Source organism: Stagnimonas sp. FW305-C-60 (assembly GCF_058782965.1).
The window spans coordinates 1200277-1213642 of sequence record NZ_JBYSYF010000001.1 but is presented as its reverse complement, the minus strand read 5'-3'; the positions used below and the strand labels follow the sequence as shown (position 1 = coordinate 1213642).

The following is a 13366-nucleotide window of genomic DNA, read 5'->3' as shown; positions in this document are numbered from 1 at the left end:
CTAGCCTTTTTTGCCCTCGCTGCCGAAGAACCAGGCGCCGAGCGCCGGCAGCAGGCAGATCGCGCCGAGCATGTTGACCACGAACATGAAGGCCAGCAGCAGACCCATGTCGGCCTGCAACTTGAGCGCCGAAAGCGTCCAGGTGCCGACGCCGATCGCCATGGTGATGGCGGTGAACACCGCCGCGCTGCCGCGCTGGCGCATCGCCGCCTCGAAAGCCTCGCGGAAGCTGGAGCCGTGACGCATCTCGTGCTGGATCTGCTCGAACAGGTAGATGCCGTAGTCGACACCGACACCCACACCGAGCGCCACCACCGGCAGCGTCGCCACCTTCAGGCCGATGCCCAGCACCGCCATCAGGGCGTTGCAGCAGATCGACACCAGGGCCAGCGGCACCAGCACGCAGAGCGTGGCCTTGAGCGAGCGGAAGGTGATGAGGCAGAGCAGGGTCAGCGCGCCGAAGATAGCGAGCAGCATGGTCTCCTCGGCCTCCGCCACCGCCTCGTTGGTGGCGGCCATCACGCCGACATTGCCGGTCGCCAGACGCAGGTTCACGCCCGGCGTCGGGTTGGCCTCGATGAACTTCTTGATCTCGGCCACCACGTGGGCAATGGTGGTGCCGTCGTGGTTGTTGGTGAAGATCATCACCTGGATGGCCTTGCAGCCCTCGTTGTTCAGGCCCAGGTTGGGGTCGAAGGCCTTGGAGCCGGTGGAGAGGCCGGTCTGGGTGCGCGGCAGCGCCCGCCAGCGCGGATTGCCCTCGTTGAAGGCCGCAATCACCAGCTTGCCGATGCCGGCGACGCTGGTCACCGAGCGCACGCCGTCGACGCCGCGCAGGTAGAGCTCGAAGCGGTCGATCAGGCCCACCACCTCGTAGTGCAGACAGGAGTCGCCGTCGAAATCCTTGGCCTCGGCGATCACCGTCAACAGATCAGTGCCGATGTTGTAATTGCTGCCGATCACGTCGTTGTCGCGGTTGTAGCGCGAGTCCGGACGCAGCTCCGGCACGCCACGGCCGAGATCGCCGATCACCATGTCGCGCGACAGCACGGTGGCCACCGCCAGCACGCTCAGGCCGATGCCGAACATCAAGAGCGCGGTCTTGGGCTCGGCGCAGCGGCCGATCTGCTTCCAGCAACGCTCGCTGAAGCCGTTTTCCTTGCGGGTCTGGGCGCGCGAGCGGTGATGGTTCTTGCAGGACTCTTCCAGGCTGACGTAGCTGAGGATGATCGGCAGGATCATCTTGTTGGTGACGATCATCAGCAGCACGCCGATGCAGGCGGTGATGCCCAGCTCATGGACGATGGGAATGTCGATGAACATGATCACCGCGAAGCCCAGCGCGTTGGTCAGCAGCGCCACCGCGCCGGGGATGAACAGCTTGCGGAAGGCGGAGTCGGCGGCCTTGAGCGAGTCGGCTCCGGCCACCACCTCGTGGCGCCAGGCGCTGGTCATCTGCACCGCGTGGGAAACGCCGATGGAGAAGATCAGGAAGGGCACCAGGATCGACATCGGGTCGACGCCGAAGCCGATCAGCGGCAGCGTGCCGATCAGCCAGAGCACCGGCAGCAGGGCCACCACCAGGGCGACCACGGTCAGCCGCACCGAGCGCGAGTAGAAGTACAGCAGGGCCAGCGTGATCAGAAAAGCCAGGGCGAAGAAGGCGAACACGCCCAGGAGGCCCTTGATGACATCGCCGAGCAGGCGGGCGAAGCCGATGATGTTGACCTCGATCTTGTCGTTGTACTCGGCATTGGCGACGGTCTCGACACTAACCTCGCTGCCCTTGACCGCGATCGCCTGCGGCGCGTCCTGGCCTTCGACCGGGCGCAGCGCCTTGAAGGTCTGCATGAACAGCGCGATGCCGTGATCGACATAGCCCTCGGCCACCACTTCGCCGGCTTTCAGCGGCGGGTGATCGGCCTTGAGCTTGTAGATGTACTTCTTGGGGTTTTCGAAGCGGCCGCGGATCTCCTCCAGGCGGTTCTGCACTTCCCAGTAGTCGACGCGCTGTTCTTCCTGCGGCTTGTTGGGATCGTAGTCCTGCAGGTTGGCGCGGATCAGCGCCGACTTGCCGTCGTTGGCGACCAACAGGCCGATCTGGCCGGAGAGCTTGACGTTGTGGCGCACACGGTCGAGCTCTTCCGGCTGGCCGGAGAACTTCGCCGGCACCACCGGCTCGCCCTTGAAGCCGTCTTCGGTGATCTCGATGTAATAGGTGTTGGGCGTGTAGATGGAGGCGACGGCGGTGCGGTTGATGCCGGGGATGAAGAACACCTCGTCGGTGGCCTTGCGCATCGCATCCATGAATTCCGGATTGTAGATGTCGCCCTCGCCCTTCCAGCGCAGGTTCACCAGCAGGGTGTTGGCGCCGGAGAAATCCTTCATGTACTCCATCATCGTCCGCATGTACGGATGCTCGATGGGGATCAGCTTCAAAAAGCCCGGGTCGAGCTTGATATGGGTGGCGCTCCAGCCGAAGAACAGGGTGATGGCGGTGAACAGCACCGACAGCGGTTTGCGCCAGCCCAGCAGCAGCGCGGAGCAGGCCTTGACGAATCTTTCCATGCGCCTCATGGCTGCACTCCGGTACCACGGTAGGGATTGCGCAGGGCGAGGCCCAACTCGCCGGCGGTAAGCAGATCGCCACTATCGAGCGGCAAGGCGGCGGCGAGCCGCTGCTGCTCGCCCAGCGAGCCGAGCTTGAAGCTCTTGCCACCGTCCTTGGACACCATCACCACCGCGTTCTCGCCGACCAGAATGATCTCCCGACGCAGGGTGCTGGTGGCGCCGAACAGCGACAGCGCCAGCGGCGTCTCGACCTTCACCCAGGTCTGGCCGCTGTCCTCGCTGCGGAAGACATTGCCGCGCATGCCGTAGGCCAGCAGGCCTTTCGGCGGCAGCGCCAGCAAGCCGTAGAAGGAGCCGGTGTAGACCTGCGGCACTGCCGTCCAGCTGGCCCCCTCGTCGGTGGAGCGGGCGATCATGCCGCGCTCGCCGACCATCACCAGCGCGCCGTCCGGCGCGCGGGTCATGGCATTGATGTGGCCGTCGGCGATGCCGCCGCCGCTGGAGATGTTGGCGAAGGGATCGGCATAGGGGTCTGGCTCGGCGGCGGACGCGGCGGCGCTGGTTTCGCCGCTGCTGGCTTCCACCAGCGGCTGCTGGCGCCAGGTCTTGCCGTCGTCGCTGGAGACCAGGAACTTGCCGAAGGCGCCAAACGCGTAGAGCTTGCCGGCATAGGGGCCGGCGATGCCGAGCAGGGGATCGGAGCTTTCGGAGTCGAAGTTCGCCTCCTGCCAGCTCGCGCCTTCGTTCTCGCTGCGCAGGATCCAGCCGTCGTGGCCGACCGCGATCAGGGTCTTGTTGCCGACCGCCGCCATCTGGGTGAGCGCGCTGCCGCGCTGCGGCTCGACCTTGGCCTCGATCCAGGGGCCTTTCTCGCTGTCGGCGATCAGGATGCGGCCCTGCTCGCCGGCCGCCAGCAGCTTGCCGCCCGCCTTGAGCAGGGCATTGATCTGCAAGCCGTCCGGATGCACCTCGGTGGCCGGGAACGGCGGCATCGGCCGCGGCGAAAAGGCATAGAGCGCCGCCAGCAACACGATCAGCGAAACGACGTAGGACGGCCAGGCGCCGACGGCGCGGGCTGGCGTTATGCCCGGGCGGGAGCCCGGGGCGGTGCTTGCCATGCTGAATCTCCTCTGCTGCATGACCCGGTCATCGCCAGGCCCTATTCAAATGTGGAGCTTGCGCATCCTGCGGCTCCTTGCGTCCCCAGCGTCCAGAGGGGCGTTCTGCTGAGTGTGCAACGGGCCACCAAGGTCCGCCAGCTCAGACGCACTCGACGCGAATGGGTTTGCTGTTCCATCCGCGCCGACAGTCTCTAATCGGCCACCTGGAACAAGCCGGCCGCGCCCATGCCGCCGCCGATGCACATGGTCACCACCACGTACTTGACGCCGCGCCGGCGGCCTTCGATCAGGGCATGCATCACCATGCGCGCGCCGGACATGCCGAAGGGATGGCCGATGGCGATGGCGCCGCCATTGACGTTGAGACGGTCGTTGGCGATGCCGAGCTGATCGCGGCAGTAGATCACCTGCACCGCGAAAGCCTCGTTGAGTTCCCAGAGGCCGATGTCGGAGACCTTGAGGCCGGCCTGCGCCAGCAGCTTGGGCACCGCGTGGACCGGGCCGATGCCCATCTCGTCGGGCTTGCAGCCGGCCACCGCGAAGCCGCGATAGATGCCCAGCGGCTTCAGGCCGCGCTTGGCGGCTGCGGCCCGGCTCATCAGCAAGGTGGCGGCGGCGCCGTCGGAGAGCTGCGAGGCATTGCCGGCGGTGATGTGCGCGCCCTGCGGCACGAACTTGCCGTCCTTCCACACCGGCTTGAGCGCGCTCAGGCTCTCCAGCGTGGTGTCGGCGCGGTTGCCCTCGTCCTTGGCCAGCTTCACCACCTGCTTCTCGGTGGGATTGCCTTCCTTGTCGTAGAGCTGCTTGGTGGTTTCAAAGCTGATCAGCTCGTCGCTGAACTTGCCGGCGGCCTGGGCGGCGGCGGTGCGCTGCTGCGACTGCAGCGAGTATTCGTCCTGCTGCTGGCGCGAGATGCCGTAGCGCTGGGCGACCAGCTCGGCGGTTTCGATCATCTGGATGTAGGCCGCCGGCTGCGCCTTGAGCACCGCCTCGGAGACGAAGCGGTAGCTGTTCTTGTGCTTGTTCTGCACCAGCGAGATCGACTCCAGGCCGCCGGCGACGACGATGTTCTGCTCACCGGCGAGGATGTTCTTGGCGGCGATGGCGATGGTCTGCAGGCCCGACGAGCACTGCCGGTCGAGCGTCATGCCCGGCACCGTGTCGGGCAGGCCGCCGGTGTAGGCGCAGAGGCGGCCGAGGTTGTAGGCCTGGGTGCCCTGCTGGGCGGCGCAGCCGATCAGCACGTCATCGACCTCGTCCGGGCTGACGCCGGCGCGCTGCACCACCGCCTTCACCACCTCGCCACCCAGCACCGGCGCCTCGGTGTCGTTGAAGGCCCCGCGATAGGCCTTGCCGATGGCGGTACGTGCAACCGAGACAATGACGGCTTCGTTCATGCAGCTCTCCGGATAACGGGAATGGCAACGAGCCTAGGCCTCCGGGCCTGGGCAAGCCTCGTTCAAAAGTAGTAGCGCCGAACTTCGAGAATGCGTTCTCGAAATTCGCCCTCAGGGAAGGGTGGCGATATTGGCGAGACGGCGATTTTCAGCCGCGGCTACGCACAGGCTACCTGCAGCCGCACTATGGGCTGAGACGGCGATTTTCAGCCGCTGCTACGCGGCGGGTCTGAAAATCGCCGCGCCTCAAAAGTAGTAGCGGCTGATGGTGTCGGCGATGCAGGCGGGCTTGGCGCCGCCCTCGATCTCCACCGTCAGGCGCAGCGTCGACTGCACGCCGCCGTCCTTGGTCTGCTCCACCGCGACGATCTCGCCCTTGCCACGGATGCGCTGGCCGACCTTCACCGGCGCCGGGAAGCGCACCTTGTCGCAACCGTAGTTGACGCCCATCTTCATCTTCACTTCGATCAGCTGCGGCAGGAAGCGCGCCGCCAGCGACAGCGTGAGATAGCCGTGGGCGATGGGCGCGCCAAAGGGGCCGTCCTTGGCCTTGACCGCGTCGACATGAATCCACTGGTGATCGTCGGTGGCGTCGGCGAACAGATTGACGCGCTCCTGGGTGACGGTCAGCCACTCGGTTTCACCCAAGGGCTGACCGATGGCGGCGATGAGTTCTTCGGCGGAGGAGAAAGTCTTGTTGGCCATGCGCTTGGTTTGTTCAGGAACGTTGTGACGAAGCCGAGATCACTTCGCCAACCAGGTAGGAGGAATAGTCGGAGGCCAGGAACACCATGATGTTGGCGATCTCCCAGGCCTCGGCACCACGGCCGAAGGCTTCGCGCGCGGCGAGCTCCTTGAGCAGCGACTCCGGCGCCGACTTGCGCAGATGGTCGTGGAAGACGATGGACGGCGACACCGCGTTGATGCGCACGCCGTAATCGGCGGCTTCGAGCGCCGAGCAGCGGGTCAGCGCCATCACGCCGGCCTTGGCCGCCGCGTAGTGCGCCTGCTCCTTCTGCGCGCGCCAGCCGAGCACCGAAGCATTGTTGACGATGGCGCCACGACCGCGCGGCTGCATCTTCTTGAGCATCGCGCGGGTCATGCGGAAGGTGCCGGTCAGGGTCACGTCCAGCACCTTGTTCCACTCCTCGTCGCTCATGTCGACGACGCGCTTGCTGCCACCCAGGCCGGCGTTGTTGATCAGCACATCGACGCCACCGAGCTTTTCCTCGGCCGCCTCGATCAGGGCCTGGACATCGGCCTCGACCGCGACATTGCCGACCTGGCCAAACACCTGCGCGTCCGGAAATTCCTTCGCCAGCGCCTCGGCGGCCTCGGCGGTGCGACGCGGGTGGATGTCGGAGAGCATCAGCGCCCGCGCGCCCTCTTCCAGGCAGCGCTTGGCGGCGGCGAAACCGATGCCGCCACCGGCGGCGGCGGTGATCAGCACCGAGCGGCCTTTCAGCAGGCCGTGGGCGGGAACATAGGCGGGTGCGGCTTGCGGTTCTGTCGACATGCGGGCTCTCGTTACCGAGCCGCGAGTGTGCCGTTTCAGCACGCCTGCGCGCCTACGTCAGAAAGACGAGAGCGGCAGCCACCGCAACCCCTCTGTCGCCTGTGGCGACATCTCCCCTGCTCAGGCAGGGGGAGACATTGCTGTTGCCTCCCCTATGGCAATAGGGGAGGTGGCGCGCAGCGCCGGAGGGGTCGCTTCAGAACACCTGCATCGCCGCGCGCGCGGTGAAGGCGATCAGCACCAGCGAGGAAAGTAGGAACAGCGTGAAGCGCACCTCGATGATGTTGAACAGCGACTGCCAGATGCTGTGCACCACCCGCAGGCCGACATAGGCCCAGGCCAGGAGCTGGCTCCAGTAGCTGCTGTCGTCGAGCACCGCCAGCGTCAGGCACAGCGCGTAGAACAGCGTCGGCGCCTCGAACAGGTGGTTGTAGTTGTCGGCCTTCCAGCGCACCGCGGGCGGCAGCCGGTTCATCAGCTCGCGCGGCGGGATGCCCGGATCCAGCATCAGCTGCTCGCGCTGGATCGCGGGGATGCGGGTGGCGTACATCCACAGCCACATGAAATGCGTCCAGCCCACCAGGGCAACGACCGGGGCCAGCAGGGGTGCGGCAAACGACATGGGCAATCCTCAGCGGGTAGGGATGCACCGATGATAGCCGCGCGCAGCAGCCGCGCCGCACTATCCCCCCCGCCTGCGGGGGAAGGAGCACATCGGCAGCAGCCGTCAGCCGACCGGCCGTGCCTCGCGCGGCATGCCCAGGCCGCGCTCGGCGATGAGATTGAGCTGGATCTCGTTGGTGCCGCCGTAGATGGTGTCGGCGCGCGAGAAGAAGAACAGCTGCTGCAAGGGCCGCGCGGCCTCGTCGCCGCCCTCACCTGCCGCAGCCAGCACGTCCATGCCCAGCTTGCCCAGCTCGCGGTGCCAATTGCTCCAGGCGTACTTGTAGACCAGGGCCTCGCGGCCGAGGCTCAACTGGTCATCGGTGGCGAGCATGCGCAGCGCGTGGTAGCGCAGCACCTTCAGGCCTGCCCAGGCGCCGGCGATGCGGTTGCGGATGAACGGGTCGCGGTCGAGACCGCGCTGCCGGGCCGCCGCCACCACCCGCTCCAGCTCGTGCAGGAAGTGCATCTGCTGGCCCAGCGTGGAGACGCCGCGCTCGATCTCCAGCAGCCCCATCGCCACCTTCCAGCCCTCGCCCGGCTTGCCGACCAGATGGGCGGCTTCGGCCTTGGCGCCGTCGAAGAACACCTCGTTGAACTCGCTGCCACCGCCGAGCTGGCGGATCGGCCGGATCTCGATGCCGGGCTGGTCCAGCGGCAGCAGCAGGAAGCTCAGGCCCTTGCCGCCCTTGCTCCCCGGCTCGCTGCGGGCGAGCACGAAGATCCATTCCGACTCGTGCGCCAGCGAGGTCCAGATCTTCTGGCCCTGCACGCGCCAGCTGCCGTCGGCCTCCTGCCAGCAGCGGGTCTGCACGTTGGCGAGATCGGAGCCGGCATTGGGCTCGGAATAGCCCTGCGCCCAGTATTCGCTGCCGTCGAGGATGCGCGGCAGGAAGCGCTGCTGCTGCTCCGGCGTGCCGAACTTGATCAGCGTCGGCCCAAGCAGGCCCTCGCCGATGTGACCCATGCGGCCGGGGCCGCCGGCGCGCGCGTATTCCTCGTGAAAGACCACCTGCTCGGCGATGGACAGACCACGGCCGCCGTGGGACTTCGGCCAGCCGACGCCGGTCCAGCCGCCGGCGGCGAGTTCGCGCTCCCATTCCTTGCGCAGGGCGGGATCGGCCTCTTCATCGCCGGGGCCACCGCGGTGTTTGAGCGAGGCATAGCGGCCACTGAGATGGCGCTGCATCCAGCCGGCGATCTCTTCGCGAAACCCCGCCAATGCTCCCTCCCCCGCGTCGCGGGGGAGGGCTGGGGTGGGGGCGTGCGGGGTACGCAAGACAAACCCCGCAACCAGCTCCCGCAGCGCCTCCGCCGTGCCCAGCCAGTGGCTCGAGGCCTGCGCGCGCTTGAAGTAGAGCTGCGGGTCGTATTCCCAGGTGAAGCCGACGCCGCCATGCAACTGGATCGCCTCCTGCGCGCACCAGAACAGCGTGTCGGAGGCAAGTGCCTTGGCGGCGGCGCATTCGGCAACGCATTCCGCCAGCTCCGCCCCGGCGGCGAGTTGCGCCGCCGCGCCGGCCACCGCCGAGCGCAGCGCCTCGATGCGCACCATCATCTCCGCACAGCGGTGCTTGATCGCCTGGAAGCCGGCGATGGCGCGGCCGAACTGCTTGCGGGTGGCGGTGTAGGCCACCGTGAGATCCAGGCAAGCCTGCGCCGCGCCCAGCTGCTCGGCGGCGATGTACAGGCGAGCGCGCGCGGCGGCGGCGGCATAGCCGGCGGCGGCGCGCTCGCGCTCGTCAATGCGTTCGGCGGCCACCGCGCTCAGCTCGGCCTCAGCAAAGCGCCGGCCGCGATCAAAGCCGGGCTGGCTGCTCAGTCGCAGGCCGGCCGCCGCGCGGCGCACCAGGAACAGGCCCGGCAGCGTCTCGCCCTCCACCGCCGCCAGCAGCAGCAGCGCGTCGGCGCTGTCGCCCTCGGGCAGCCGCGTGGCGCGGCCGCTCAGACTCCAGCCCTCGCCCTCCTGGCTGGCCTTGAGCGCGGTGGCGGCAAGAAAGCCCGCGGCATCGGAAGGCAGCGGCGCGCTCAGGCGCTGCTCACCCGCAGCGAGCTGTGGCAGCCAGGCGGCGCAAGCGGCTTCATCGCCCAGTTCCAGCAGCAGGGTGCTGGCCAGACAGGCGCTGGAGAAGAACGGCGCACAGAGCAGGCGGTAGCCACAGACCTCCTGCACCAGGGCCAGCTCCACCGGGCCCAGGCCCAGGCCGCCGAGTGCTTCCGGCACGGCGATGCCGCACCAGCCCAGCTCGCCGGCGATGCGCTGCCAGACCGCGGGGTCGTAGCCCAGCTCGCTGTCCATTGCCGCGCGCACCGCCGCCGAGGCGCTGGCATCGGCAAGAAAGCTTTCGGCCGACTCGCGGATCAGCCGCTGGTCGTCATTCAGAGAGAGATTCATGGTGGCGGATTATTCAATCCGCCCGGCGCGCACTCATCACCCGTTGGGGTGATGAGTGCCTGCGCGGGACCGCGGCGCCACGCCGCCCGGTTTCAGGGGACTACCAGACGCCGTTGGTGACCCGCACCACGTAGAAGCCGCTGTAGCCGTCCGAGTACCAGATCTCCTTGCGCTCGGGGACGAAGCTGGGGCTGGACATCGCCCAGTTGCTGGCCTCGAACACCGGCGTCGTCCGCGGCTTGGCGGGCGCCACGAAATAGGCGACCTCCTTGGGCTTGCGCGGATCGCGGATGTCGAAGATGCGCAGGCCGGAGGCGATCATGCTGCAGGCGACGATGTCCGGATTCACCCGCGTCGGCAGGTTGCAGTAGTGGCCGGCATAGCCCTGCACCGGCAGATTCGCGCCCGGATCGTCGGCGATCAGCTCGCGGTTCTGCAGTTCGTGCACTTCCAGACGCAGGTCGGAGACGACTTTCGGCTTGGTCTCGTCGCTGATGTCGATGATGCGGCCGGCGCCGACCACCGCGCCGTTGAAGGCGACGCTGCCACCGGGCGAGTCGGTGGAGAACTCGTCGATCTCCAGCACGTAGGGCTTGCCGTTGCGGGTGAACGGAATGGCGTTCTGCGGGATGGTGAGGTTCGGCCAGGTGACGCTGCCAACCTCCGTCACCTGCGGGTTGGCCTTGCGCGCCTGCAGCTCCGAGGTGTCGAGAATCACCATGCCCTGATTGTCGCCGGCGCCGACATAGGCCCGATTGCCGCCCGCGCCGATGGTGAGACCGTGCGAGTAGTAAGGCCCGGTCCACAGCGGGATGGCGATCAGCGGGTTGGAGATGTCGAGCGCGGTCAGCGTCGGCGAGCCCGGGTTGGCGGAGTAGAAGGTCTTGCCATCGGGCGAGAGGCCGCTCTCGTGGCCCAAGAAACCGAAAGGCGTGCTGGAGCGCAACAGCGGCGTGCGGCAGTCGGCCTTGAGGTCGTAGACGTCGACGATGCCCGGGTAGAACGCGGGGTTGCCGGTGACCGCCGCGAGCACGCCGGCTTCCTGCGATACCACCACCGACTCGTGCGGGGTCAGCATCGCCGGCGACACCAGCTGCGCGGTGCGCACCGGATTGGCGGGGTCGCTCATGTCGAGCACGTTGACGCCGGCCTCGACGTCGACCAGGTTGGTCGGATACAGCAGGGTGGTGTCGTAGTAGGCGCAGTCGCGGCCGCTGGAATCGGTATAGCGCTCCACCTTGAAGCCGCCGATGGTGCCGGTGGCGGTGCCGGTCACGACGCCCGGCGGCACGTAGTTGCTGACCATCACCGTGTTGCAGGTATAGCCCTCGGCGGCACGGCCGCTCTCGTGCTCGGCGCGGCTGACGCGGCCCTGCATGCCCAGCTCGGGACGCGAACCCGGTCCGCAGACCGCCTTCGGGGTGGGGCCGGAGACCAGTGCGCCGTCGGCGGGATCACTGCTGCCGCTGCAGGCGTACAGACCGACAGACAGCAAAGACAGCACTAGCAGACGGTGGCTGCCATTCATTCGCGCACTCCTCAGGGCGTCGGGGGGGCGCAATTATCTGAAGCAACTGTCATCTGCACAACCGCCGGCCCGCGCAACGGTCGGGCGCGGCGGTCAAGGGGCGCGGGTGGCCGCCAGTTGCGCCAGCATCAGCCGGATGCCCAGCACCTCGCGCTGCTGGTCGAGGACGATGCGCGAGGCCAGCGAGCGCACCACCGGATGCTGGGCGTTGTCGACCGCGAAACGGGCCATCGGCAGCCCGCCCTCGTGGTGGCGCAGCATCAGTTCCAGGTAGCGGCGCTCGCGGGCCGCGCCCTGCAGGTGGTGCAGTTCGGCCACCTCGGCATCCGTGGCCAGACCAGTCATGCCGCTGGGCGCGCGCCGGCAGTCCAGCAGGTACTGGCGCAGGGTATCGTCGGGAGGCGTGCGGCCGAGCAGCATCCACTCCATGTTGCGGTTTTCCGGCAGATGCGGCTGGCCCCAGACGCGCAGCCAGCCGCGCATCTCGCCCAGCTCCAGTTGCTGCTCACTGCGGATGGTCTCGGCCAGCACCAGCACGCCGGGGGAGACCGTGCCGCGCATCATCTGCGACAGCACCACGGCCTGGTGATGGTGCAGGGACATGAACTGCGCGAAGCGGATATCCACCACGCTCGGACTCATCGACGCCAGCGCCTGCCGCGCCTCGCGCGCCGAGTACCACTGCCAGCCACCGAAGGCGAGACCGGCGAGCGCCAGCAGCAGAGACAGCACAGGAACCAGTGGGCGCATCGGCGAGACGGAAGCAGGGGAACCGGACGCGGACACTAGCATCCACCGCCGGCACTGTCGCCGGGGTTCAGCCCGCCTGATAGGGCGCCAGCAGGACGCGGTCGGCGGCGTCGAGCGCGATGGCCTTGCGGGTCTCGGCATCGAAGCGCACCAGCGTCGCCTGCGCGGTGGCGACGCAGACCGCGCCGGCGAAGATGCCGATGCCCAGCGTGAAGGAGCTGCCGCCGATCTTCAACACTCGCAGGCCGACCTTCAGCTCGTTCGGGTACTTCAGCTCCTGCCGGTAGTCGATCTCCAGCCGCGCGATCACGTTCTGGCGGCGGCCGGTCTCGGTCCAGAAACCGATATGGCGCAGGAAAGCGGCGCGGCCCGACTCGGCATAGATGGTGTAGGCCACGTTGTTCACATGGCCCATCAGGTCGAGGTCGTAGAAGCGGACGCGCTCGTCGGCCCAGTAGCGGTAATCCTCCGGGCGCGTGCCTTCGGCGCTGAGCGGCACAGCCCTTAGGTCCCGTAGACCTTCTGCGCCGGGGGTTCGGTGGCGATCAGTCCGCCGATCACCTCGTGCAGTTCCTGCGGGGTATAGCGGGCGCCCTTGTTCTTCACCGTGCCGGTCTTCCAGCCGCGGGCGATGGAGATCTTGCCGCCCTCCACCTCGAACACCTTGCCGCTCACGCCCTGCGACAGCTCGCTGCACAGGTAGACCACCAGCGGCGCGACATTGCCGGGGTGGTAGTGATCGAAGCTGCCGTCTTCCGGCGCCTTCATCATCGCGCCGAACGGGCCTTCGGTCATGCCGGTGCGCGCCGCCGGGGCCAGCGCATTGGCGGTGACGCCGTAGCGGCCCAGCTCGGCCGCCTGCACCAGGGTCAGCGAGGCGATGCCGCCCTTGGCCGCCGAGTAGTTGCTCTGGCCGATGTTGCCCTGCAGGCCGGCACCGGAGCTGGTGTTGACGATGCGGCCCAGCGGCTTGCCACCGGCCTTCACCTGGTCACGCCAGCGCTGCACCAGCTTGCTGGCCAGGCAGAAATGGCCCTTGAGATGCACGCGGATCACCGTGTCCCAGTCGTCCTCGCTGAGCGAGGCGAACATGCGGTCGCGCACCACGCCGGCGTTGTTGACCACGCCATGCACCTCGCCGAAGGCGGCGAGCGCGGCCGCGATGATGGCATCGGCGCCGGCCATGCTGGTGATGTCGCCCAGCGCCACCACCGCCTTGCCGCCGGCGGCCTGGATTTCCTTCACCACGCCTTCGGCGGCTTCCAGGCGAATGTCGTTGACGGCGACATTGGCGCCCTCGGCGGCCAGCGCCAGGGCGTATTCACGACCCAGGCCTGCGCCGGAGCCGGTGACGATGATGGTGCGGTTGTCGCAGATACCCATGATGCTGCTTCCTCGTTAGCTGGTCTTCCCTCTCCCCCCGTG

General features: G+C 67.7%; 11 protein-coding genes and 1 pseudogene. All 12 read right to left on the bottom strand.

Translation table 11 applies throughout. The annotated features are described in order from the left end of the window. Entirely contained in the window at positions 1–2577 is a 2577-nt protein-coding gene (locus AC3WT6_RS05520; RefSeq protein ID WP_492652557.1) for an efflux RND transporter permease subunit, read from the bottom strand. Further along, complete coding sequence (locus AC3WT6_RS05515; RefSeq protein WP_492652556.1) at positions 2574–3689, bottom strand: WD40/YVTN/BNR-like repeat-containing protein; 1116 nt, start codon at positions 3687–3689, stop codon at positions 2574–2576. Before AC3WT6_RS05515 ends, AC3WT6_RS05520 begins: the two co-directional genes overlap by 4 nt. A gap of 194 nt (positions 3690–3883) precedes the next feature. After that, entirely contained in the window at positions 3884–5089 is a 1206-nt protein-coding gene (locus AC3WT6_RS05510; RefSeq protein WP_492652555.1) for an acetyl-CoA C-acyltransferase, read from the bottom strand. Between the two features lie 246 nt (positions 5090–5335). Then, complete coding sequence (locus tag AC3WT6_RS05505) at positions 5336–5794, bottom strand: MaoC family dehydratase (RefSeq protein ID WP_492652554.1); 459 nt, start codon at positions 5792–5794, stop codon at positions 5336–5338. Positions 5795–5807: 13 nt separating this feature from the next. Continuing rightward, positions 5808–6605, bottom strand: coding sequence for an SDR family oxidoreductase (locus AC3WT6_RS05500; protein ID WP_492652553.1), 798 nt, complete (start codon positions 6603–6605; stop codon positions 5808–5810). Positions 6606–6801: 196 nt separating this feature from the next. Beyond that, positions 6802–7227, bottom strand: a complete 426-nt coding sequence (locus AC3WT6_RS05495) for an MAPEG family protein (protein ID WP_492652552.1) — start codon at positions 7225–7227, stop codon at positions 6802–6804. 105 nt (positions 7228–7332) lie between these two features. Continuing rightward, a complete protein-coding gene (locus AC3WT6_RS05490; RefSeq protein ID WP_492652850.1) occupies positions 7333–8457 on the bottom strand; it encodes an acyl-CoA dehydrogenase family protein in 1125 nt (374 codons plus the stop codon). 108 nt (positions 8458–8565) lie between these two features. Continuing rightward, positions 8566–9663, bottom strand: a pseudogene (locus AC3WT6_RS05485) (acyl-CoA dehydrogenase family protein); the annotation flags it as partial. Between the two features lie 100 nt (positions 9664–9763). Next, the gene (locus AC3WT6_RS05480) at positions 9764–11191 is read right to left on the bottom strand and encodes an LVIVD repeat-containing protein (RefSeq protein WP_492652551.1); all 1428 of its coding nucleotides are present in this window, start codon (positions 11189–11191) and stop codon (positions 9764–9766) included. Between the two features lie 93 nt (positions 11192–11284). Beyond that, positions 11285–11941, bottom strand: coding sequence for a DUF305 domain-containing protein (locus tag AC3WT6_RS05475; protein WP_492652550.1), 657 nt, complete (start codon positions 11939–11941; stop codon positions 11285–11287). A gap of 67 nt (positions 11942–12008) precedes the next feature. Further along, positions 12009–12440 (bottom strand): acyl-CoA thioesterase, encoded by a 432-nt coding sequence (locus tag AC3WT6_RS05470; protein ID WP_492652549.1) that lies wholly within the window; start codon positions 12438–12440, stop codon positions 12009–12011. 5 nt (positions 12441–12445) lie between these two features. Next, positions 12446–13324: an SDR family oxidoreductase gene (locus AC3WT6_RS05465; protein WP_492652548.1), complete on the bottom strand. Its 879-nt coding sequence runs from the start codon at positions 13322–13324 to the stop codon at positions 12446–12448. Positions 13325–13366 lie beyond the last annotated feature (42 nt).

Excerpts from the sequence above, each read along its gene's own strand:
- AC3WT6_RS05515 (WP_492652556.1), bottom strand. The coding sequence starts at position 3,689 with ATGGCAAGCACCGCCCCGGGCTCCCGCCCGGGCATAACGCCAGCCCGC.
- AC3WT6_RS05475 (WP_492652550.1), bottom strand. The coding sequence starts at position 11,941 with ATGCGCCCACTGGTTCCTGTGCTGTCTCTGCTGCTGGCGCTCGCCGGT.
- AC3WT6_RS05500 (WP_492652553.1), bottom strand. The coding sequence starts at position 6,605 with ATGTCGACAGAACCGCAAGCCGCACCCGCCTATGTTCCCGCCCACGGC.
- AC3WT6_RS05480 (WP_492652551.1), bottom strand. The coding sequence starts at position 11,191 with ATGAATGGCAGCCACCGTCTGCTAGTGCTGTCTTTGCTGTCTGTCGGT.
- AC3WT6_RS05505 (WP_492652554.1), bottom strand. The coding sequence starts at position 5,794 with ATGGCCAACAAGACTTTCTCCTCCGCCGAAGAACTCATCGCCGCCATC.
- AC3WT6_RS05520 (WP_492652557.1), bottom strand. The coding sequence starts at position 2,577 with ATGAGGCGCATGGAAAGATTCGTCAAGGCCTGCTCCGCGCTGCTGCTG.
- AC3WT6_RS05490 (WP_492652850.1), bottom strand. The coding sequence starts at position 8,457 with ATGCAGCGCCATCTCAGTGGCCGCTATGCCTCGCTCAAACACCGCGGT.
- AC3WT6_RS05465 (WP_492652548.1), bottom strand. The coding sequence starts at position 13,324 with ATGGGTATCTGCGACAACCGCACCATCATCGTCACCGGCTCCGGCGCA.
- AC3WT6_RS05510 (WP_492652555.1), bottom strand. The coding sequence starts at position 5,089 with ATGAACGAAGCCGTCATTGTCTCGGTTGCACGTACCGCCATCGGCAAG.
- AC3WT6_RS05495 (WP_492652552.1), bottom strand. The coding sequence starts at position 7,227 with ATGTCGTTTGCCGCACCCCTGCTGGCCCCGGTCGTTGCCCTGGTGGGC.